6 protein-coding genes are annotated in these 24,487 nt (G+C 72.8%); 2 read left to right on the top strand and 4 right to left on the bottom strand.

What is annotated here, in order from left to right:
* Positions 1-90: 90 nt before the first annotated feature.
* Both OHT76_RS05360 and OHT76_RS05355 read left to right on the top strand, forming a co-directional pair.
* Positions 91-18,738: a non-ribosomal peptide synthetase gene (locus OHT76_RS05360; protein ID WP_328869582.1), complete on the top strand. Its 18,648-nt coding sequence runs from the start codon at positions 91-93 to the stop codon at positions 18,736-18,738.
* A gap of 21 nt (positions 18,739-18,759) precedes the next feature.
* Positions 18,760-18,969, top strand: a complete 210-nt coding sequence (locus OHT76_RS05355; protein WP_328869581.1) for an MbtH family protein — start codon at positions 18,760-18,762, stop codon at positions 18,967-18,969.
* A 47-nt stretch (positions 18,970-19,016) separates the two neighbouring features.
* On the opposite strand, the gene OHT76_RS05350 is transcribed toward OHT76_RS05355, so the two are convergent.
* From OHT76_RS05350 to OHT76_RS05335, 4 genes are all read right to left on the bottom strand, one after another.
* Positions 19,017-20,087: an iron-siderophore ABC transporter substrate-binding protein gene (locus tag OHT76_RS05350; RefSeq protein WP_328869580.1), complete on the bottom strand. Its 1,071-nt coding sequence runs from the start codon at positions 20,085-20,087 to the stop codon at positions 19,017-19,019.
* 36 nt (positions 20,088-20,123) lie between these two features.
* Positions 20,124-21,902 carry an ABC transporter ATP-binding protein gene (locus OHT76_RS05345; RefSeq protein ID WP_328869579.1) on the bottom strand — a complete coding sequence of 593 codons (1,779 nt, stop codon included), beginning with the start codon at positions 21,900-21,902 and terminating at the stop codon, positions 20,124-20,126.
* Positions 21,899-23,590: an ABC transporter ATP-binding protein gene (locus OHT76_RS05340; protein WP_328869578.1), complete on the bottom strand. Its 1,692-nt coding sequence runs from the start codon at positions 23,588-23,590 to the stop codon at positions 21,899-21,901. Before OHT76_RS05340 ends, OHT76_RS05345 begins: the two co-directional genes overlap by 4 nt.
* Positions 23,591-23,694: 104 nt before the next feature.
* On the bottom strand, positions 23,695-24,471 hold the full coding sequence (locus OHT76_RS05335) for an IclR family transcriptional regulator (RefSeq protein WP_328869577.1): 777 nt from the start codon (positions 24,469-24,471) through the stop codon (positions 23,695-23,697).
* Between the last annotated feature and the right edge of the window lie 16 nt (positions 24,472-24,487).

The following is a 24,487-nucleotide window of genomic DNA, read 5'->3' as shown; positions in this document are numbered from 1 at the left end:
GCGGCCTATTAAATTAGGTAACCCTTACCTTACTATGGCGCCGATCCCCGGCCCAGGCCGGGAACGACCTGCCTGGGAGGGCGCGCTGCCGTGTGCGGTTCCGAGGAAGTCCTGGCCTACTGGCAGCGGTTGCTGACACCGCTTCCGCTGGAGATCTCGCTGCCCGTCGACCGGCCGCACCCGCCCGAGCCGGACCCCGGCCGGGCCACCCGCACCCTGTCCGGCGTCCCGGACGCCACGGACACCGAACTGCTCACCGCCTACGTCGCCCTGCTGCACCGCTACACCGGCACGGCCGATGTCACCGTGGGCCACGACGGGATCCCGTTACGTGTGTCCGTCGACCACGAGCCCACCTTCCAAGGGCTCCAGCGACGCGTGGAGCAGGCGTGGCAGGACGCCGAAACCCACCGGCTGCCCGTCGACATGCTGATCGACGAATTGCACCCCCGGCCCACGCGCGGCGGAGGGCTGTTCTTCAACACCGCGTTCGCCACGGCCGCACGGCCCGTCGGCGAACTGCCCGGCCCGGTGGACCTGTTGGTGGAGGTGCGCGAGGGGCAGGCGCGGGCGACGTACGATCCACGCCTGTTCGAGAGCGCGACCGTCGACCGGCTGCTCGGCCACTACCTGACCCTGCTGACCGACGCACTCGACCGCCCGGAAACCGCCGTCGACCGGCTGGAGTTGATGGGGGAGGCGGAGTACCGGCAGGTCGTCCTCGACTGGAACGCCACCGAGCACAGCGTCCCCGCGGCCACCTGGCCCGCGATGTTCGCCGAGCAGGTCCGTAGCCGCCCCGACGCCGTCGCCCTCGTCTTCGAGGACCAGGAACTCACCTACGCCGAGCTGGACGAGCGGGCCAACCGGCTCGCCCATGCCCTGCTCGCGCGCGGAGCAGGACCCGAGCGGATCGTCGCCCTGGCGCTGCCGCGCTCCATCGAGCTGATCGTCGCCGAGGTCGCCGTCCTCAAGTCCGGCGCCGCCTATCTGCCGATCGACCACGACTACCCGGCGGACCGCATCGCGTACATGCTCGGCGACGCCGCACCCGTCTGCATGGTCACCACCGAGGAGACCGCCGGGGACCTTCCCGAGCAGGACGGCATGGCCCTGCTGGTGCTCGACACGCCCGGCACGGCCGACGAGCTCGCGCGGCGCCCGGCCCACGATCCCGGCGCACCGATCACCGTGCACAGCGCCGCCTACGTCATCTACACCTCGGGCTCGACCGGCCGCCCCAAGGGCGTGGTCCTCGCCCACAGTGGTGTCGCGAAGCTCGTCGCCACCCAGACGGAACGGTTCGGCATCGGCCCGCACAGCAGGGTGCTGCAGTTCGCCTCGCCGAGCTTCGACGTCGCCTTCTGGGACCTGTGCCTCGGTCTGCTCTCCGGCGGCCGACTGGTCGTCGTACCGGCCGAGCGCCGGGTGCCGGGCGCGCCGCTCGCCGACTACGCGAACGCACACGGCATCACCTTCATGATCCTGCCGCCCGCGCTGCTCGCCGCGATGCCGGACGAGGTGCAACTGCCGCCGACCGCGGCCCTGTTGGCGGGCACCGAGCGGGTCTCCCCGGAACTGGTGGGCCGCTACGCGCGCGGGCGGATGATGTTCAACGCCTACGGCCCCACCGAGGCGACCACCAACTCCACGCTCGGGCTGTGCGACCCGGACATCCCGGCCGGAGCGATCGTGCCGATCGGAGTGCCCGACCCAGGCACCCGGGCCTATGTCCTCGACGCCAACCTCCGTCCCGTTCCCGCAGGCCTCACCGGCGAGCTGTACCTCGGCGGCGCGGGCCTCGCCCGGGGCTACCTGGGCCGCCCGGACCTGACCGCGGAACGGTTCGTCGCCGACCCCTTCGGCGCACCCGGCGAGCGGCTCTACCGCACCGGCGACCTCGTGCGCCGACGGGCCGACGGACGACTGGAGTTCCTCGGCCGCGCCGACGCCCAGCTCAAGATCCGCGGCTTCCGTATCGAACCGGGCGAGATCGAGTCGGTGCTGCGTGGCCACCCGGCCGTCGACCAGGTCACGGTCGTCGCCCGCGAGGACCGGCCGGGCGACCGGCGGCTCGTGGCGTACGTCGTGCCCGACCTGGACGGCTCGGGCACGCACGTGGAGGAGTGGAAGCAGGTCCACGAACTCCTCTACAGCGCGGCGGGTTCGGAGGGCTCCCAGGAGAACTTCGCGGGCTGGAACAGCATGTACGACGGACTCCCCATTCCCGTCGAGGAGATGCGGGAGTGGCGGGAGGCGACGGTCGAGCGCATCCGCGAACTCGGTCCGGCCCGCCGGGTGCTGGAGATCGGCGTCGGTAGCGGGTTGATCCTTTCCCGGATCGCGCCCGACTGCGAGGCCTACTGGGGCACCGACCTCTCCTCCGAGGCGATCGGCGCGCTGCGTGCCCAAGTGGACATCGCCGGGGTGGAACTGCGCGCCCAGCCCGCGCACGACACGACCGGACTGCCCGCCCACTACTTTGACACCGTCGTCCTCAACTCCGTGGCCCAGTACTTCCCGAGTGCCGACTACCTCACCGACGTCCTGCGCGCGGTGTCCGGGCTCCTTGCCCCCGGCGGGCGGATCTTCGTCGGCGACGTACGCAATCTGCGGCTGCTGCGCACCCTGCGCGCGGCCGTCGAGACTCGGCGCGCCGCGACCGACGACAAGAGCGCCCTGTGCGCCGCCGTGGAGCAGTCGGTGCGCTGGGAGGGCGAACTGCTGCTGGATCCGGACTACTTCGCGGCCCTCGACGGGTTCGACGCCGAGATCCGGATCAAACGGGGCGCCCATCACAATGAGCTGAACCGGTACCGGTACGACGTCGTGCTGTGCCCCGGGCCGCGGGCCCTCGGTCCCGACGAGCGCGAGATCCCGTGGGCGGAGGTCGGGCGGCTGGAGGTACTGTTCACCGAACGGCCCCCGCGGATCCGGGTCACCGGCATCCCCAACGCCCGGCTCGCCGACGACCTGGCGGACCTGCGGACGCTGGACGGCAGCAGCCGCGAGCCGGCACCCGGCGTCGACCCCGAGGACATCCACGCCCTGGCCGCCGAGCACGGCTACCGGGCGGCGCTGACCTGGAACGGCACCGCCGACGACGGCGCCTTCGATGCGGTCCTCGCTCTCACCGACCCGCACGCGGGCCTGTACCGGACCGCCGGCGCCTACCCGCACGCCAACCGCCCCGCCCCCTTCCGTGACGTGACCGCGCTGATGAGAACCCTGCGCGCACACGCCGCCGAATGGCTGCCCGACTACATGGTCCCCTCGGCGCTGGTGCCGCTGCACGCGCTGCCGATCACCCCGAGCGGCAAGATCGACGCGAGGGCGCTGCCCGCCCCGGACTACGGGGCGATGAGCTCCGGGCGGGCACCGAGCACCCCGCGCGAGAAGCTGCTGTGCCGCCTGTACGCCGAGGTGCTCGACCTGGACTCGGTCACGGCCGAGGACGACTTCCTGGCCCTCGGCGGGGACAGCATTACCGCCATCCAACTCCTCATCCGTGCACGGGAGTCGGGGCTCGGACTGACCACCCGTGATGTCTTCCGGCACCGCACCGTCGAGGCACTCGCCCAGGCGGCCGTCGAGCGCGTCGAGGAACACGCCGAGCAGGCCCCGCTGCTGGAGGTCGCTCCCGCCGAACTGGCCGAGATCCAGGGCAGGCAGCCCCTCGACATCGAGGAGCTGCTCCCGCTGACCCCGCTCCAGCAGGGCTTCTTCTTCCACTCGCTGACCAGCGGCACGCGCGATGACCTCTACGTCGTCCAGCAGGTGCTCGATCTGTCCGGACCGGTCGACGGCACCGCCCTGCGCCGCGCCGCACAGCACCTGCTGGACCGGCACGCACCGCTGCGGGCCGCCTTCCGCCAGGGCCCGGACGGCACCCCTGTGCAGATCATCACCCGGCGCGCCGAACTGCCCTGGCGGGAGGTCGACCTCTCGGCGCAGGACGGTGGGGTCCGGGCCGCGCTGGGCGAGGCGGTGGCGGCGGACGAACGGACCGCGGGCTTCGACCTGACCGCACCACCACTGCTGCGCTGCGCCCTGGTCCGCTTCGGAGGCCGACGAAGTCGCCTCATCCTGACGTTCCATCACATTGTTGCCGACGGCTGGTCGTTGCCCGTCCTGCACCGCGAACTGATGGCCTGCTACGGCACCGACACCCCGCCGCTCCCCGAGGTCACCCCGTATCGCGCCTTCCTGCGCCGCCTTGCCGTACAGGATCGGGACGCGGCCCGTGAAGCCTGGCGCACGGCGCTCGCCGGGCTCGACGAACCCACCCGGCTCGTCGACACCCCCGCCCCCGTGGCCCCGGTGCACCCGGCGCATGTCCGCGTGGAGCTGCCCGAGCGGACCACCGCGCGGCTGGTGGAGCGCGCCCGCGAGCACGGTGTCACTCTCGGCACCGTCGTGCAGGCCGCGTGGGGGCTGCTGCTCGGCCGTCTCACCGGGCGTGACGACGTGGTGTTCGGCACCACGGTCTCCGGCCGGGACGGCGAGGTCGACGGCATCGCGTCCATGGTGGGCCTGTTCATCAACACCCTTCCGACCCGGCTGCGTTGGGCTTCGGGCGAGGCGCTCGGGGAGCTGCTGACCCGCCTTCAGGAGGAGCAGGCACGGCTGCTCGACCACCAGCACCTCGGTCTCGCGGAGATCCAGCGGCTCGTCGGGCACGCGGGAGAGGGCGAACTCTTCGACACCCTGGTCGTGTTCGAGAACTACCCCGCGGAGACGGACCTGCGCGACGCCTCGGGCAGCGTCCGCATCACCGGCGACGCCTTCCATGACACCGTCCACTATCCGCTCGCCCTTGTCGTCAAGCCGGGGGAGCGGCTCGATCTGCGGCTCAAGCACCACGCTGAGCGCCTGGACGGCGACACCGTACGCCTGCTCGGCGACCGGCTGGCGCGCATGCTGGAGGCCCTCGCTGCCGATCCGGCACGCCCGGCCGCCGCCGTGGACCTCCTGTCACCGGACGAGGCACTGCGCGCCCACCCGGCCGGGGAGGAGCGCTTCGTCCCGTCGATCACCCTGCCCGAGGCGTTCGCGGCGCAGGTCGCCCGGACCCCGGACGCCACGGCCGTCGTCTTCGCGGACGAGCGGCTGACCTACGCCGAACTCGACGCACGCGCCGAGGAGTTGGCCGTACGGCTGCGCGGCCGCGGTGCCGGTCCGGGAACCTTCGTCGCGGTGGCCGTGCCCCGGTCGGCCGAGCTGATGGTGGCGCTGCTCGGCGTACTGAAGTCGGGCGCCGCCTATCTGCCGGTCGACCTGGATTACCCGGCCGACCGCATCGCCCACATGCTCGCCGACTCCGGCGCCACGACGGTCGTCACGCTGTCCGCGGACGCGGAACGGCTGCCGGAGCGGGCGGCCAATGCGGTGCTGCTGCTGGACGCCGAAGAAGACCCGGCCGAGCCCGCCCCCGCACACACCCCCCACCCCGACGACCCCGCCTACCTCATCTACACCTCCGGCTCCACCGGCCTCCCCAAGGGCGTCATCGTCACCCACCGCGCCATCGTCAACCGGCTCGCCTGGATGCAGGGCGAGTACGGGCTCGCGCCCGACGACCGGGTTCTCCAGAAGACGCCGTCCAGCTTCGACGTCTCCGTGTGGGAGTTCTTCTGGCCGCTCCTCGAAGGCGCGGCCGTGGTCCTCGCCCGTCCCGACGGACACCGCGACCCCGCCTACCTGGCCACGCTGGTCCGTGAACAGGGCGTCACCACCCTGCACTTCGTGCCGTCCATGCTGGAAGCCTTCCTCCAGTCGGACGAGGTGACCGCCGACCCCACCTGGGCAGCCTCCCTGCGCCGCGTGTTCAGCAGTGGCGAGGCGCTCCCGGCCGGTGCCGCCCACCGCTGGCGGGAGCTGACGGGCGTACCGCTCCACAACCTGTACGGCCCCACCGAGGCCGCCGTCGATGTCACCCACCACCCCTGCGAGGGCACCGACGAGGGCCCCTCCGTGCCCATCGGCCGACCGGTGTGGAACACCGCCCTGCGCGTGCTGGACGTCTGTCTGCGTCCGGTCCCCGACGGCGTCCCCGGCGAGCTGTACCTGACCGGCGTCCAACTCGCCCGCGGCTACCACGCCCGCCCCGCACTGACCGCCGAGCGCTTCACCGCCGACCCCTACGGGCCGCCCGGCAGCCGCATGTACCGCACGGGAGACCTGGTCCGGCGCCGCCCCGACGGCGTGATCGAGTACCTGGGCCGCACCGACCGGCAGGTCAAGCTGCGCGGCAACCGCATCGAGCCCGGCGAGATCGAGGCCGCGCTGACCCGGCTGCCGGTCGTAGCCCAGGCCGCGGTGACGGTACGGGACAACGCGCTCGTGGCCTACCTCGTACCACAGGCAGGCGCGTCCCTCGACCCGGCCGGAGTGCGCGAGGCCCTCGCGGGTTCGCTTCCCGCGCCCATGGTGCCCGCCTCCTACGTCGTCCTGGACGCCTTGCCGCTGACCCCCAGCGGCAAGCTCGACCGGAACGCGCTGCCGGCCCCGCAGGCGGAACGAGCCGCGGCCCGGGCACCGCAGAACCCCCGGGAACAGCTGCTCACCGAGATCTTCGCCGCCGTACTGAAGCTGCCGGACGTCGGTGTCGACGACGACTTCTTCCTGCTCGGCGGCGACAGCATCAGCTCCATTGCCGTCGCCAGCCGGGCCCGCCGGGCCGGACTGGTGCTCGGCCCGCGTGACGTCTTCGAGCACCGCACCCCGGCCGCGCTCGCGACCGCCGCGACCCTGGCCGAGCCCTCGAAGGCGCTGGCGTCCGAGTTCAGCCTCACCGAGGAGGATCGGGCCGGTGTCGAGCGGCTGGCCCCCGGCCTGATCGAGGACGTCTGGCCCCTCGCCCCTCTCCAGGAGGGCCTGTTCTTCCACTCCACGTACGACGACAGCGCCCTGGACGTCTACACCGTCCACGAGTCCTTCGACTTCACCGGACGTGTGGACGCCGAGCGCCTGCGGGCCGCGATCCGCACCCTGCTGGCCGGCAACCCCTCGCTGCGCGCCGGGTTCACCAGCGAAGGGCTGCGCCAGCCGGTGCAGTTCATCGTGCGGGATGCCGAGATCCCGCTGACCGAGGTGGACCTGTCAGGGCTGCCCGCAGCCGAACAGGACCGGCGGATGCGGGACTTGATGGGCGAGGAGCGGTCCCAGCGCTTCGACCTGACTCGCCCGCTGCTGTTCCGGATGCTGCTCGTACGGCTCGGGGACGGGCGCGGCGACCGGCTCGTGATCGGCCGTCATCTGATCCTGTGGGACGGCTGGTCGGCCTGGCTGTTCCTGGACCAGCTGTTCGCCCTGTACGAGAGCGGCGGCGACCCCGCCGACCTCGCCCGCCCCGGCTCGTACCGCGACTATTTGACCTGGCTGGAGCGCCAGGACGACGCCGAGGCGACCCGGGCGTGGCGTGCCGCGCTGGCCGGTTTCGAGGAGCCCACCCTGCTGGTGCCGGCCGTCGACGACCGCGGCCTCGAACCTGTGATCCCGCAGCACCTGGACGCCGTCCTCGACGCGGAGACCGCCGAGCGGCTGCGGGACACCGCCCGTCAGCACGGCCTGACCCTCAACACGGTGCTGAATGCCGCCTGGGGCCTGGTCCTCGCGGGCGCGTCCGGCCGTAGCGACATCGTGTTCGGTACGACGGTCGCCGGGCGGCCCAGCGAGGTGCCGGACGTCGAGAACGTCATCGGCATGTTCCTCAACACCGTGCCTGCCCGCATCGCCTTCGATCCGCGGGAGCCGGTGCTGGACCTGCTGCGCCGCGTCCAGGGCGAGCGGTTGGAGGTCATGCCGTACGAGTACCTGGGCCTGGGTGTCCTCCAGGCCGAGACGGGGCATCGTCGGCTGTTCGACACGCTGTTCGTGCTCCGCAACGCCGACACCGACGAGCGGCTCGCCGAGTTGCGCGAGCGGCACGGAGCGACGGCGGTGGCCAATGTGGACGCCACCCACTACCCGGCCAACCTTGTCGTGACGCCCGGCGAGCGGGTGCGCGTCACCCTCGCCTACCGCCCCGATCTGCTGGACGACGCGTATGCGCGCGGCCTGTTGGACCGGTTCGTGCTGCTGGTCGGCAGGCTGGTGGCCGACCCGTCAGCCGCCGTCGGCTCGCTGTCCGCGCTGCTGCCCGCCGAGGTCGACGCGCTGGCCCGCGAGGAGGCCGACCACCGGCAGCCCGTGCCGCACGAGACCGTGGCGGACATGCTGGCCGCCCAGGCGGCTCGTACCCCGGACGCCACGGCCCTCGTCTTCGGCGACCGGACCGTCACATACGCCGAACTCGACGCCCGCTGCAACCGCATGGCCCGGCTGCTGATCGCCCGTGGCGCCGGACCCGAGAAAGTCGTCGCCCTCGGGCTGCCGCGCTCGATCGACACGGTGGTGGCGCTGTTCGCGGTGCTGCGCACCGGTGCCGCGTATCTGCCGCTGGAGCTGGACCACCCGGCCGAACGGCTCTCGCTGATGCTGGCCGACGCCCGCCCGCTGCTCCTGCTGACGACCGAGGCGGTCTCCCGGACGCTGACGGATGACACCCCGCGCGTGCTGCTCGACGACCCCGGCACGCTCAGGGGCCGCTCCACCGAACCGGTCGCCCGGGACTTCAGCCTGGACCACCCCGCCTACGTCATCTACACCTCCGGCTCGACCGGCCGCCCGAAGGGTGTCGTCACGCCGTACATCGGCCTGACGAACATGCAGCTCAACCACCAGAAGGAGATCTTCGCCCCGGCGATCGCCGCGGCCGGCGGACGGCGGCTGCGCATCGCGCACACCGTGTCGTTCGCGTTCGACATGTCCTGGGAGGAGCTGCTGTGGCTCGTCGAGGGCCACGAGGTGCACATCTGCGACGAGGAGCTGCGCCGGGACGCGACCGCGCTGGTGGCCTACTGCGAGGAGCACCGCGTCGACGTGGTGAACGTGACCCCGACGTACGCCCATCTCCTCATCGAGGAGGGACTGTTGGAGGGCCACCGTCCGCCGCTGGTGCTGCTGGGCGGCGAGGCGGTCACCGAGACGGTGTGGAACACGCTGCGGGACACCGAGGGCACCTACGGCTACAACCTGTACGGGCCCACCGAGTACACGATCAACACCCTCGGCGGCGGCACCCACGACAGCGCGACCCCGACCGTCGGCCGCCCGATCCGTGCCACCCGCGCCCGCATCCTCGACACCTGGCTGCGGCCCGTGCCGGAGGGCGTGGCGGGCGAGCTGTACATCGCCGGAGTGGGCCTGGCCCGCGGCTACCTCGACCGGCCGTCACTGACCGCCGAGCGGTTCGTGGCCGACCCGTACGGGCAGCCCGGCGAGCGCATGTACCGCACCGGCGACCTGGTACGGCGCCGCCCGGACGGCAACCTGGACTTCCTCGGCCGCACCGACGACCAGGTCAAGATCCGCGGCCACCGGGTGGAGCTCGGCGAGATCGAGACCACGCTCACCCAGCACCCCGAGGTCTCCCAGGCCGCCGTGATCGCCCGCGACGACACCTCCGCGCCCGGCACGAAGCGGCTCGTGGGGTACGTCGTCCCCGCCGAACCCGACGCCGAGGCCCAACAGGCGGCCGAACGGGCGCAGATCGGCGAGTGGCGGGAGATCTACTCCGCCGAGTACACCGAGATCGGCACCGCCGTCTTCACCGAGGACTTCGCGGGCTGGGACAGCTCCTACGACGGGGCTCCCATCCCCGTGGAGCAGATGCGGGAGTGGCGCGAGGCGACCGTCGAGCGGATCCGCGAGCTCGGGCCGAGGCGCGTCCTGGAGATCGGCGTAGGCTCCGGCCTGTTGCTGTCTCAACTCGCCCCGGACGCCGCGGCGTACTGGGCTACCGACTTCGCGGCGCCCGTGATCCGCAAGCTCGGTGAGGAGCTGAAGGCCGACCCGGAGCTGGCCCGCAAGGTCGAACTGCGCTGCCAGGCCGCTGAGGTGACGGACGGACTGCCGACCGGGTACTTCGACACGGTCGTCATCAACTCCGTCGTCCAGTACTTCCCGAGCCTGGACCATCTGCGCAAGGTGATCCGGGGCGCGCTGGAGCTGCTCGCACCGGGCGGGGCGCTGTTCCTCGGCGATGTCCGGGATCTGCGCCAGGCGCGGGTGTTCCAGACCGGTATCCAGGTCGCCCGCACGGACGCGGATCCCGAGGCCCTGCGCCGGGCCGTGGACCGCGGACTTGCCCTGGAGAAGGAACTCCTCGTCGACCCCGACTGGTTCACCACCCTCGGCGTCGGCGTCGAACTGCGCACGAAGGCGGGGCGGCACCACAACGAGCTGACGCGATACCGGTACGACGTGGTGCTGTACGCCGACACGACGGATGCCGTCCGACTGGATGGGGTTCCCGAGCTGGACCGTGGCGCTCTGCGGGGGCACCTGGACGGGTCCGGGCCGTTCCGGGTCCGACGGATCCCTGACGCGCGCACGGCGGGCGACCTGGCCGCGATGCGCGCCATGGACTCGGAGCCGTTGCCGGACACCGGTGAGGAGCCGGAGGATCTGCGGCAGCTGGGGGAGTCGTACGGCTATCGCGTGCTGACCACATGGTCCGACGAGCCGGGTTTCTTCGACGCCGTGTTCGTGCCCGCCGAACGGACTGGCCGCACTCTGGGTCTGTATCGCCCCCACGGGGCGATCCTTTACGCCAACACCCCGACCGCCACCCGTGGTCAGGGCGCGCTGGTGCGGCGCTTGCGGGACGACCTGGGGCGGAGGCTGCCCGGCTATATGGTCCCGGCCGCCTTCGTGGTGCTGCCGCGGCTGCCGATGAACGACAACGGCAAGCTCGATGTACGGGCGCTGCCGGATGCCGAGCCCGCGGTTGCTCTGTCGGAGGGGCGCGGGCCGCGCACGCCTGTGGAGGAGGTGCTGTGCCGGCTCTTCGCCGAGGTGCTGGGGCTGCCCCGCACCGGCGCGGAGGACAACTTCTTCGACCTGGGCGGTCATTCGCTGCTCGCGACCCGGCTGATCAGCCGGGCACGGACCGAGCTGGGTGCGGAGCTGGCGATCCGGGACCTGTTCGAGGCCCCGACGCCGGAGGCGCTGGCCCTGCGCGCGGAGGCCGGGCGCCCGGCTCGCCCCGCGCTGGCGCCCGCGGCCGAACGTCCCGAGCGGATCCCGCTGTCGGCGGCCCAGCGTCGGCTGTGGCTGGTCGAGCGGATCGCCGGAGGCTCGGTCGCGTACAAGTTCCCGCTCGTCTTCCGGCTGCGTGGCGCCCTCGATCTCGACGCTCTCCGTGCCGCGTTGAGCGACGTCGTCGGCCGTCACGAGACCTTGCGCACCCGGATCCTGGAGGAGGACGGTGAGCCATACCAATGGATCGCAGGTGCCGGTGAGCCCGAGTTCCTCGTCGCGGACTGCTCCGAGCACGAACTGGCCGCCCGCATCGAGGCCACCCAGCGCCGCCCCTTCGACCTGAGCACCGAACTCCCGGTGCGTGCGGAGGTGTTGCGGCTCGGTCCGGACGACCATGTGGTGGCGCTGATGCTGCACCACATCGCCACCGACGAGTGGTCCGACCGGCCCTTCCTCACCGACCTGACCACCGCCTACCTGGCCCGCCGCGAGGGCCGCGCACCCGACTGGGCCCCGCTTCCGGTCCAGTACGCCGACTACACGCTCTGGCAGGACACGCTGCTCGGCCAGGTCGGCGCCGGACAACTCGCCCACTGGACCGAGACCCTGCGCGAACTCCCCGAGGAACTGCCCCTGCCCCTCGACCGGCCCCGCCCGGACGAGCCCACCGGACGCGGCGGCCGGGTCCGCCTGGAGCTGGACCCCGGCACCGGCCGCGCCCTGCGCGAACTGTCCCGCGCCACCGGCACCAGCATGTTCATGCTGTTCCAGGCCGCCACTGCCGCGCTGCTGCACCGGCTGGGCGCGGGGGAGGACATCCCGCTGGGCGCCCCCGTCGCGGGCCGCGCCGACGAGGCGCTCAACGACCTGGTCGGCTTCTTCGTCAACACCCTCGTCCTGCGCACCGACACCTCCGGCGCCCCCACCTTCCGGGAGCTGCTGGCCCGGGTGCGGGAGGGCGACCTGGCGGCCTTCGAGCACCAGGACCTGCCCTTCGACCACGTCGTCGAGGCACTCAACCCGCCCCGGGTGACCGGCCGCAACCCGCTCTTCCAGGTCATGCTCGGTTACCACTACCGGCCCGACGGCGACCCCGACGTGCTCGAACTGCCCACCGAGTGGTTCGACATGGACACCGGGACGGCCAAGTTCGACCTCCACTTCACCTTCGTGGACGAGACCGGTCCTGGCCGTCTGCTGCTGCTCCTGGAGCACGCGCTCGACCTGTGCGACGAAGCGACCGCGCGTCGGCTCGCGCGGCACTTGATCCGGTTGCTGGAACAGGTGGCTGCCGATCCGGACCTGCCGGTCCGTGACCTGGACCTCCTGGACGCCGACGAACGTCACCTGGTGATCGAGGGATGGAACGACACCGCGCACGAGGTCGCTCCGACGACCCTGCCGGAACTGTTCCGCGCCCAGGCCGCCCGCACACCGGACGCCCTTGCCCTCGTCTTCGGCGAACAGCGCCTGACCTACGCCGAGTTGGACGCCCGAGTCGAGCACACGGCACGGGTCCTGGCCGGGATGGGCGTCGGCCCCGAGCGCACAGTGGGCGTGGCACTGCCTCGGTCGGTCGAGCTGGTGGTGGCGCTGCTCGCGGTGCACAGAGCCGGTGGGGCGTATCTGCCGCTGGACGCCGGCCATCCGGCGGAGCGGCTGGCGTTCACGCTGGACGACGCGCGGCCCGTGTGCGTGATCCGGGACGCGCTGCCGGGCGGCGCCGAGGGTGAACTCCCCGCCGCATACGACCCGTTGAGTCCCGCCTATGTCATCTACACCTCGGGGTCGACGGGCCGCCCGAAGGGAGTCGTCGTCCCGCACGAGGGCATCGCCAACCGCCTGCTGTGGATGCAGGACGCCTACGGACTCACGGCCGAGGACCGGGTACTGCAGAAGACCCCGGCCGGGTTCGATGTGTCGGTGTGGGAGTTCTTCTGGCCGCTGATCACCGGAGCCACGCTGGTGGTTGCGCCGCCGGAGGCCCACCGGGACCCGGCCCGCCTGGCCGCGCTGATCCAGGAACAGGGCGTCACCACCGCGCACTTCGTGCCCTCGATGCTCCAGGTGTTCCTGGAGGAGCCGGCCGCCGCGCACTGCATGGGACTGCGCCAGGTGATGTGCAGCGGCGAGGCGCTGCCGCTCGCGGTGGCCGAGCGCTTCCACCGTCGCCTGCCCGCCCGGCTGCACAACCTGTACGGCCCCACGGAGGCGTCCGTCGACGTCACGGCGACCGAGGTGCCCACCGGGGTCGGCCAGGTGACCATCGGCCGCCCGGTGTGGAACACCCGCGCCTACATCCTGGACGCCGCCCTGCGCCCGGTGCCGCCGGGTGTCGCGGGGGAGCTGTACCTCGCGGGCGTCCAGCTCGCCCGCGGCTACCTCCACCGCCCTGGTCTCACCGCCGAGCGGTTCGTCGCGGACCCGTACGGCGGGCCCGGCGCCCGGATGTACCGCACGGGCGACCTGGCCCGGTGGCTGCCCGACGGCACGCTCGACTTCCTCGGCCGCACCGACGACCAGGTCAAGCTCCGCGGTATGCGCATCGAACCCGGCGAGGTGGAGGCGGTCCTCGCCCGGCATCCGTCCGTCGGGCACGCCGTCGTCGTCGCGCACGAACAGCGGCTCGTGGCCTACCTCGTACCGGCCGCCGGAGACACCGCGGACCCGGCGGAGCTGCGCCGCCACAGCGCCGCCGCCCTGCCCGAGCACATGGTCCCCGCCGCCTTCGTCCCCCTGTGCGCGCTGCCGCTCACGCCCAACGGCAAGCTGGACCGCAGTGCCCTGCCCGTGCCCGACTTCGCCGCCGAGAGCTCCGTGGGCGGGCGGCCGCGCACACCCCGCGAGGAGATCCTCTGCGGCCTGTTCGCCGACGCCCTGGGCCTGCCCGGGGTCGGCGTCGATGACGACTTCTTCGCCCTGGGCGGTCACTCCCTGCTGGCCATGCGACTGGCCGCGCGGATCCGTGCCGCACTCGGCGTCGAGGTGTCCCTGCGCACGGTGTTCGAGGCGCGGACGGTGGCCCGGCTCGCGCAGACCGGTACGGCTCCCGCCGCCGCCCGCCCGGAGCTCACGGTCCGCCCGCGCCCCGAGCGGCTGCCGCTCTCCTCGGCCCAGCGGCGGCTGTGGGTGCTGTACCAGGTGGAGGGCCCCAGTGCGACGTACAACATCCCCTCGGCCTGGCGGCTGACCGGGGCGCTGGACGTCGAGGCGCTGCGGGCCGCGGTGCACGATCTGGTCGTACGGCACGAGACGCTGCGCACGGTCTTCCCCGACGAGGAGGGCCGGGCGTATCAGCGGGTGCTGGCACCGGACGAGGTCCACATCCCGTTCGAGGTGGCGGACACCGACGAGGAGCAGCTCGCCGAGCGGCTGGCGGAGGCGGGGGCGTACGGCTTCGCCCTGGACCGCGAACCCCCGTTGCGTGTCCATGTGTTCCGCACCGGTGAGGATCAGTGGACCCTGCTGCTCCTGCTGCATCACGTCGCCGGTGACGAGTGGTCGGACGCCCCCCTGAACCGGGATCTGGCCCTCGCCTACGCCTCCCGTACCCGGGGGCGGGCGCCGGAGTGGGCGCCGCTGCCGGTTCAGTACGCCGACTACACGCTGTGGCAGGAACAGCTGCTCGCCGAGGTCGGTGAGCAGCAGATCGCCTACTGGAAGTGGGCGTTGGCCGGGCTGCCCGAGGAACTGGCGCTGCCCGCCGACCGGCCGCGGCCGCTGGAGGCCAGCTACCGGGGAGGCTCGGCCGATCTCTCCCTCGACGCCGAACTGGCCGCGGAACTGCACCGGTTGGCCCGCGACAACGGCGTCAGCGTCTTCATGGTGCTCCAGGCCGCGGCGGCGACCCTGCTCACCCGGCTGGGCGCCGGGCACGACATCCCGATCGGCAGCCCGATCTCCGGGCGCACCGACGCGGCCCTCGAGGACCTGGTCGGGTTCTTCCTCAACACCCTGGTGCTGCGCACCGACACCTCCGGCGACCCCACCTTCCGGGAGCTGCTGGCCCGGGTGCGGGAGAGCGATCTCGCGGCCTTCGACCACCAGGACGTCCCGTTCGAGCGGCTGGTGGAGGTGCTCAATCCGGCCCGCTCGCTCGCCCGGCACCCGCTGTTCCAGGTGATGGTGGTGTATCTGGCGGCCGGTGAGGAGGACGCGGGGCTCGACGGGCTGCGCGCCCGCCGGGACGACGTGGCGCAGACGACGGCCAAGTTCGATCTGTCCTTCGACTTCGTGGAGCGCGCCGACGGCAGCGGCGGTGTCGACGGCGTGTTGGAGTACAGCGCCGATCTGTTCGACCACGCCACCGCGCAGTCCTTCGCCGACCGGCTGCGGCGCGTCCTACGAGCCGTGGCCGCTGACCCGGACGTCACCGTGGGCCGGATCGACATCCTCGACGCGCACGAACGACAGCGCCTGCAAGGGGGTTGGCACAGCAGGCCTGCCCTTGGCGCGCCGACGACCGTGCCCGCGCTGTTCGAGCAGCGGGTGCGCGAGTGCCCCGAGCTGCCAGCGGCGGCGTCCGACGGCGTCGAGCTCACCTTCGCCGAGCTCGACACGGAGGCCAACCGGCTCGCCCGGCTGCTGGTGGAACTCGGCGCGGGTCCCGAGCGGTTCGTGGCGCTGGCGCTGCCGCGCACCGCACGGTTCCTGGTGGCCGTCCTCGCGGTGCACAAGGCGGGCGCGGCCTATCTGCCGCTCGACCCGGACGCGCCGCGGGAACGCACGGCCGACGTCCTCGACGACGCCCGCCCCGTAGTGACGCTCACCACCCGCGAGTTCACGGGCATCCTGCCCACGGGCACCGAGCGGCTGGTCCTGGACGAGCCCAGCACGACCGAGCGGATCGCCGCCCAGGACGCGACCGGCCTCGACCGGACCCGCCTGCTGAGGCCCCGTCACCCCGCCTATGTCATCTACACCTCCGGCTCGACCGGCCGTCCCAAGGGAGTCGTGGTCACCCACGAGACCCTCGGCAACCTCTTCCACAGCCACCGCGAGACGCTGTACCGATCCGCCATCGAGGCCACGGGACGGCGGCATCTGAGGGCCGGACACGCCTGGTCGTTCTTCTTCGACGCCTCCTGGCAGCCCCAGCTGTGGCTGCTGGACGGGCACTGCGTCCACATCGTCTCCGAGGAGGTCCGGCGCGACCCCGAACTGCTCGCGGCGGCCGTGCGCGAGCACCGCTTCGACTTCCTGGAGGTCACGCCGTCGCTGTTCGCGCAGATGGCAGACAGCGGACTGCTCGAAGGCGACGACTGCCCGCTTTCGGTCGTCGGCGTCGGCGGCGAGGCGGTACCGGTCGCCCAGTGGCGGCGGCTGGCCGAGCTGCGCGGCACCGAGGCGTTCAACCTGTACGGGCCGACGGAGTCGACCGTGGACGCCCTGGTGGCGCGGGTGCGCGACAGTGAACGGCCGCTGGTGGGGCGGCCGGTGGCCGGTACTCGGGCCTACGTCCTGGACGGGCTGCTGCAGCCGGTGCCGCCGGGCGTGACGGGCGAGCTGTACCTCGCGGGCGGCGGACTGGCCCGCGGCTACCTGGGCGCTCCCGCGCTGACGGCGGAGCGGTTCGTGGCCGACCCCTTCGGCGCGCCCGGATCACGCCTGTACCGCACCGGCGACCTGGCCCGCTGGACGGCCGACGGGCGCCTGGACTATCTCGGCCGGGCCGACGACCAGGTCAAGATCCGCGGCTTCCGCATCGAACCGGCCGAGATCGAGTCCGTACTCGCCGCTCATCCGACGGTCGGGCAGGCCCTGGTGACGGTACGTCAAGAGGGCGTGCGCAAGCTGCTGGTGGCGTACGTGGTCGCCTCCCCGGGCGCCGTACCGGACCCGGCGGAGCTGCGCGGCCATGTCGCGGGCCGGCTCCCCGACCACATGGTCCCGGTGGCCGTCGTCGCGCTGAACCGGTTCCCGCAACTGGCGAACGGCAAGCTGGACCGGGCCGCCCTGCCCGCACCTGACTTCTCCGCCCTGTCCTCCGGGCGCGGGCCCGCCACGCCCGTGGAAGAGACGCTCTGCGCGGTCTTCGCCGAAGTGCTGGGGCTCGAACAGGTTGGCGTGGACGACGACTTCTTCGCTCTGGGCGGCGACAGCATCGTGGCGATGCAGCTCGTCGGCCGGGCCCGGGCGGCGGGCGTACGGATCACTCCGCGGCTCGTCTTCCGGCACCGCACGGTCGCCGCGCTGAGCACGGTCGCCGACACCGCCGCGCCGCGCCTTGAGGACGACGGCACCGGAACCATCCCGCTCACGCCGGTCATGCACTGGCTGCGCGAACTGGGCGGCCCCTTCTCGACGTACCACCAGTCCGCGCTCGTCCGTACGCCCGCGGAGCTGGACCTGGCGGGTCTGACCGCCGTGCTCCAGGCCCTGGCCGACCGGCACGACCTGCTGCGGGCCAGGCTGGTGCGGCCCTCGCGGGAGACCACCGAGGACTGGTCGCTGCACGTCCCGCCGGTCGGCGCGGTCGACGCCGCCGGGTGGCTCGACCGGGTGGACGTGGCCGGGCTCGATGCCGAGGCTCTGAGCGATGCCGTACGCGAACACGCCCATGCGGCACGGGCGTTGCTGGATCCGGACGCGGGCGCCCTGGTGCGGGCGGTGTGGTTCGACGCGGGCGAAGCGCCCGGACGGCTGCTGCTGATGGCCCACCATCTCGTCGTCGACGGGGTGTCCTGGCGGGTGCTGCTGCCGGACCTGGCGGCGGCCTGGCAGGACGTGTCCGCCGGGCGCGCGGTGCGGCTCGACCCGGTGGAGACCTCCTTCGCCCGCTGGGCCCGGCTGCTCACCGAGCGGGCGCAGGAGCCTGCCCGGGAGGCGGAACTCCCGGTCTGGACAGCCGTATTGGACGGCGGCACCCAGCCCTTCCCGCTCGCCCGCGCCCTGGACCCGGACCGCGACACCACCGCGACCCAGCGGGAGGTCGTCCTGCGGCTGCCTGCCGAACACACCGGACCGCTGCTGTCCGCCGTGCCCGCGGTGTTCGGCGCCGGGGTCAACGACGTGCTGCTCGCGGGGCTCGCGCTCGCCTTCGCCGACTGGCGGCGGCGCGCCGGCGGAACCGACACCTCGGTCCTGATCGACCTGGAGGGCCACGGCCGCGAGGAGGAACTGGCCGGGGACAGCGCCGATCTCTCCCGTACGGTCGGCTGGTTCACCAGCGTCTTCCCGGTACGGCTCGCTCCGGGACCGGTCGACCCCGCCGAGGCCTTCGCGGGCGGACAGGCGGCCGAGGACGCCGTACGCCGGGTGCGCGAGCATCTGGCGTCGCTGCCCGCGAACGGCGTCGGCTACGGCCTGCTGCGCCACCTCAACCCCCGCACCCGCGAGGTGCTGGCCGCCCGGGAACCGGCCCGCGTCGAGTTCAACTACCTGGGCCGGTTCGGCATCCCCGAGGAGACGGACTGGTCGTACGCGCCCGAGGAGGACGCGGCCGACATCGGACCCGGGCCCGCGATGCGGCAGGGCCACGCCCTGACCGTCGACGTGGTGACCGAGGACCGGGCGGACGGGCCGGTGCTGGCCGCCCACTGGTCTTATCTGGAAGGCCTGCTGGCGCGCGAGACGGTTCAGGACCTCGCCGAGACATGGTTCCGGGCGCTGGAAGGGCTCGTCGCACGGGCAGAGCGCAATCGTCGACCGTAGGACCCTGAGGAGAGGAAGAGCATGAGCAATCCCTTCGAGGACCCCGAGGGCGTCTACCTGGTGCTCGTCAACGACGAGAACCAGCACAGCCTGTGGCCGGACTTCGCCGACGTACCGGCCGGCTGGCGGGTGGTCCACGGGCCCGCGGCGCGGCAGGCCTGCCTGGAGTACGTCGAGACGCACTGGACCGACATGCGGCCGCGGAGCCTCGCCGAGGCCATGGACAGCTGAGCGCGTGAGAAGGGGGGCGGCCGCGGGGCCGCCCCCCCTCATGTGGGTCAGGACGCGGGCTGGTCCACCTTCGTGTCCGCCTTGCCGTCGACGGCCGCGGCGAGCTGCGGGACCAGCCGCTCGACGACGTACGGCAGGCTCAGGACCGTGCCCATGGAGAGCGCGTTGCCGTAGTCGCTCGCCTCGTCGACGTAGACCTCGCGGCCTTCCCCGACCACGCCCAGATCCTTGTACGAGGCGTCCTTGTGCAGCTTGTCGGCGTCCTTGACCACGTCGGCGACCTGCCACACGATCGCGTCCTGGTCGAGCAGGTCGGTGCGCTCCTTGCTGATGTTCGCGCCGAACTGGTCGCCGATCGCCTTGTCCAGATCCTTCGGCAGCGAGAAGCCGAGGTCGGTGAGGAGGTGCGAGCGCGGGTCCTGGCTCCCGAAGACGAACATGCCCTCGTACGGCGTCGCCATCACGGCCGACTTCCCCGCGAACTCGGGGTGCTCCTTGACGGCTGCCGCGATCGTGTCCTCGGTCTCCTTGACGGCCGCAGTGGCCTCCTCCGGCTTGCCCAGCGCCTTGCCGATCGTCTCGGTCTGCTCCTGCCAGGGCACGCCGTAGTCGTTGTACTGCTTGGGCTGGGCGACGACGGGGGCGAACTTGGACAGCGACTCGTACTGCTCCTTGGTGAGCCCGCCGTACACGGCGAGGATCAGGTCCGGCTTGAGCGCGGCGATCTTCTCCACCTGCGGCCCGGTGCCGGTGTCCTTGAGCACGGTCGGCGCCTCGGCCCCGGCGAGCTTGTCCTCGGCCCAGGGGCCGACGGCGCCCTTGTAGCCGCCGAGCCACTCGGTGGTGCCGACCGGGACCTTGCCGAGGGCGAGGACCGAGTCCTGGTCGGTGAGGCCGACGGTGACGATCCGCTTCGGCTCGGACTCGACCGTCGTACTACCGTACTTGTGCGCGATGGTGACCGGGAAGGCGGCGCCGCCGGAGGCGCTTGCCTTCGGGTCGGTGCCCGAGGTGTCGGCGTCCGAGTCGTCGTCGCCGCAGGCCGTGGCGGCGGTGAGGAGCAGCAGGGAGGAGGCGAGCGCGGCGGCGAGCCGGGGGGCTCTGCGGGAGCGGAACATCGGTGGTCCTTCTGTTCGGTTGCGGTGGAGGTGCGGCTAGGAGCGGGTGTCGGACCAGGCCTCCCAGAGGGTGGCGTAGCGTCCGCCGGCGGCACGCAGTTCGTCGTGGGTGCCGGTCTCGACGACGCGTCCCGAGTCCATGACGACGATCCGGTCGGCGGTCGCCGCCTGGCTGAGCCGGTGGGCCACGATCAGCGCGGTACGGCCGTCCACGGCGCGGGCGACCGCCTTCTCCAGCGCCCGCGCCCCGGCGCTGCCCGCTTCGGCGGTGGCCTCGTCGAGGATCACCAGGGGCGGGTCGGCGAGGATCAGCCGGGCGAGCGCCAGGGCCTGGGTGCGGTCGCCGGTGAGCCGGTGGCCGCCGTCGCCGACGACCGTGGCCAGGCCCTCGGGCAGTGCCTCGGCCCAGGCCAGGGCGTCTACGCGGTCGAGAGCGGCGCGCAGTTCGTCGTCGGTGGCGTCGGGTTTCGCCAGCCGGAGATCGTCGGCGAGCGGGCCCGCGAAGACGTGGGTCTCCTGGGTGATCAGGGCGAGGGTGCGGCGGACGGCGGCCGGGCCGAGCTCGGTCGGCGGGACGCCGTCGACCAGGACGGTGCCGGCGGTGGGCGGCTGGATACCGGCGACGAGTCTGGCCAAGGTCGTCTTACCCGCTCCGCTCGCGCCTACGAGGGCCACCCGCTCCCCATGACGGATCGTCAGGTCGATGTCGTGCAGGACCGGATGGCCGGGCCGGTAGGCGTGCCGCAGTCCGCGCACGATGACCTCGACCCGTCCCGTCCCGCCCGGCCGCGCAGTCTCAGCGGGCTGCGGCTGCTCGGTGACGCCGACGAGCCGCGCCAGGCCCGCCGTCGCGGACTGGGCGTCGTCGAGGAGGACGAGGGCGGCGTTGATGGGGGTGAACAGGCTGTGGAAGTACAGGGCGGCGGCGGTCGCCGTACCGATGGACGCCGAGCCCTGGCGGACCAGCCAGTACCCGGTGAACAGGACGGCGGCGAGCCCGATGTACTCGGCGATGTGCAGCCGGCTGTAGAAGCCCAGGACCAGCCGCACCCCGCGCATCGTCAGCGCCACCACGGACCGGGACCGCTCGGTGACCCGCTCGGTGTGTTCCCGCTCCAGCCGGAACGCCCGCACGGTGGAGTGGCCCGCGATGGTGTCGAGGAGTTGCTGCTGCTGGGCGCCCGCGGCCACGCGCTGCTCGGCGTAGAGCGGGACGGCACGGGCCACGTACCAGCGCGCGGTGGCCACCTGCACGGGCGCCGCCAGTAGCGCGGCCAGCAGGAACCGCCAGTCGAGCAAGGCCATCGCGGCCAGCGTGAGGAAGATGGTCAGCAGCGAACGGGCCAGTTCCGGGAGGGCGTTGCGCACGGCGTCGGCGACAAGGGAGACATCGGCGGTGACCCGGGACGTCAGATCACCGGCACCGGCCCGCTCCACCCGTTCCAGCGGCAGGCCGAGGGCCCGTTCGACGAACTGCTCGCGCAGCCGGGCCAGCGTGGTCTCGCCCAGCCGGGAGATCAGCGACAGACCGAACCCGGCGGTGACGCCCTGGGCCACGGCGACGGCCACGAGCAGCGCGGCCGTGATGGTGATCGCGTCGACGGACCCGCGATCGGCAGCCAGGTCGACGATCCGGCCCAGCAGCGGCTGGGCGAGCAGGCCGACGGCGGTGGAGCCGACCATGACAGCGAACGCGGTCAGGGCCAACGTCCGTTGCGGACACAGCAGTTGCCCGACGGCGGCACGGGTTCGGGCGGTGGTCGCGACGGGAAGCAGCGCGGACTCGGAGGGGGTCGTGACCCGGGGTTCGCTCATGCCAGCACCGCCGTACGGTAGGCGCCGTGCCGGTGGACCAGCCGCTCGTGCACGTCGGCCGCCGCGACCGAGCCCCGGTCGAGGAGGACGACCCGGTCGGTCACGGCGAGCAGGGCCGGGCTGTTGGTCACCAGAACCGTGGTACGGCCGCCGCGCAGTTCCCGCAGACCGGCCGCCATCCGGACCTCGGTGACGGCATCGACCGCCGTCGCGGGCTCATGCAGGACCAGGACCGGGGCGTCGGCGGCCAGCGCCCGGGCCAGTGCCACCCGCTGCCGCTGGCCTCCGGAGAGCGAGCGCCCACGGGCGGTGACGGCGGTGTCGGCGCCGTCGGGCAGGGTGCGGACGACCTCGTCGGTGCCGGACGCGGTGATCGCGGCGGCGACGGGGGCGTCCGGTCCGGCGGCCGCGGTGACGTTGTCCCGGAGGCTCCCCTCGAACAGGTCCGCGTCGTGCTCGGCGACGAGGAGCGCGGCCCGCAGCTCGGAGAGGCCCAGTTCGGTCAGCTCCGTGCCGTCGAGTTCGACGGCGCCCTCGTCGGGGTCGGCGTGGCGGGCGAGGAGGTGGAGCAGGGCGGCGGCGTCGGCGGGGTCGGTGGTGACGACGCCGACCGTCTCGCCGGGCGCGATGTCCAGCTCCAGCTCCCGCAGGGGGCCGTACGACAGGCCGCGCAACCGCAACCGGCCCTCGACGCGGGTCAGTACACCGTCGTTCGGTGTCACGGCACGTTCGGCGGCGAGGACGTCCGCGATCCGGGCGGCGGAGGCACGTCCCTGCGCCAACTCGGCGTTGACCCAGGAGAATTCGGAGAGCGGGCCGATGAGGAAGAGGGCGAGCGCGACGGCGGAGACCAGCTCGCCGAGGCTGATGTCACCGCGTGCGGCGAGCCGTCCGCCGACCAGGGCGACCAGGGCCAGGAACGCGCCGGTGAGCATGGTCACGACGCCGCTCTGCCAGGCCTCGGCCCGGGCCGCGCGCAGGGTGGCGGTGAGCGAGTCCTGGCTGATCCGGCGGTAGCGGGCGACGGCCGCCGGTTCGGCGCCGATGCCCTTGAGCACCCGCAGTCCGGCCACCAGGTCGGCCGCGACGCCCGAGGCCCGGGCCGCGCGCTCCTGTTCGGTCTCGCTGCGCCGCTCCAGGGGCTTGCTCAGCAGATGCCCCAGCCACAGCAGCAGTGGTGTGCCGAGCAGGACGAGGAGACCGAGGGGAAGGGACATCCGCAACAGGACGACTGCTCCGACCGCGAGGCCGGTCGCGCCCGCGATGCCGACGATCAGGGCCATCGCGACGGCGCCGACCCGTTTGGCGTCCTCGGTGGCGGTGTTCGCCAGCTCCCCGGGTAACCGTCCGTCCGCCGCACCGCCTTCGGGGGCGAGGACCCGCTCGACCAGTTCGGTTCTCAGATGGTGCGCGGCGGTCACCGAGGCGCGTTCACCGGCCCGGGCGGCGAAGCGGAAGCTGAAGGAGAGGCCGACGTAGACGAGCGCCAGGACAGCGAGCCACAGCAGCAAGCCCTGGGCATCGCCGTCCACCACACCGCGCTCGATGGCGAGTCCGATGACGAGCGGCACCAGGGCCTCGCCCGTCTGATGGCCCATGCCCAGCACCGCGCCGAGAACGACGTCCCGGCGCTGCCCGCCCACCGCACGCCACAGGACATTCCGTCCCGGCAGGTCCGCTTTCCTCACGCATCCTCCGGAGCGGATACACAGCGCCCAGAAACCGTGCTCACAACTTAGGTAAGGCTAACCACAACTGGCTTGGACTGCTACCCCTTTGGCGGACGCAGCGCTCACTGCTGCGCGGCCAGGTCCCTCTCCAGTGCGTGGGCCGTGGCGTTGAGGGTGGCGACCAGGGGCTGGAGTTGGTGGGGGTCGTAGCGGACGCTGGGCATGGACACCGACAGGCCCGCCAGCGCGGTGCCGTCCTGGTCGCGCACCGGGACGCCGACGGCGACCAGGCCACGCTCGGAGCGCTCCCGGTTGACGGCGAAGCCGTTGCGGCGTAGGCGCTTCAACTCGGTGCGCAGGCCGGAGAGTTCGGGTCGGTCGGCCGGGCGGTCCCGGTAGCGCTCGGGGGCGTAGACCTCCTCGAGCTCTTCGTCGGAGAGCTCGGCGAGCAGCAGCAGTCCTGCCGTCGTGCGGTGCGCCGGGAACACCATGCCCTCCCGGGAGCCGACCCGCAGCGCCTGCCGGCACTCGACGCTCGCGATGAACCGGGCCGTGTCCCCGGTGCGCACGATCAGATTCGTGGTCTCGTCCAGGAGGTCGACGAGCCGGTGCAGATGAGGCAGGGCCGCCGCGCGCAGCCGGGACACGAGGGACTGGGAGTGCGCGGCGAGCTCCAATACCGGCCCCGCACGGTAGACGCGGTCCTCGTCCTGCACGGCGAAGTCCCGGTAGACGAGCATCGCGAGGACCCGGTGGGCCGTCGACCGGGCGACGCCCAGCCGCTCGGCGAGCTGCGCCACGGTCGCGCCGCCCTCCATCTGCAGGATGGTCGCCGCCCGCAGCGCGTGGTCCACGCTGGCGATGGGGTAGGGCGGCGGGGTCTTGAGGGGTTTGTCCATGGTATGCCCGTCATCA

The organism is Streptomyces sp. NBC_00287, assembly GCF_036173105.1.
Lineage (GTDB): Bacteria > Actinomycetota > Actinomycetes > Streptomycetales > Streptomycetaceae > Streptomyces.
This window is presented reverse-complemented; position numbering and strand designations above follow the sequence as displayed.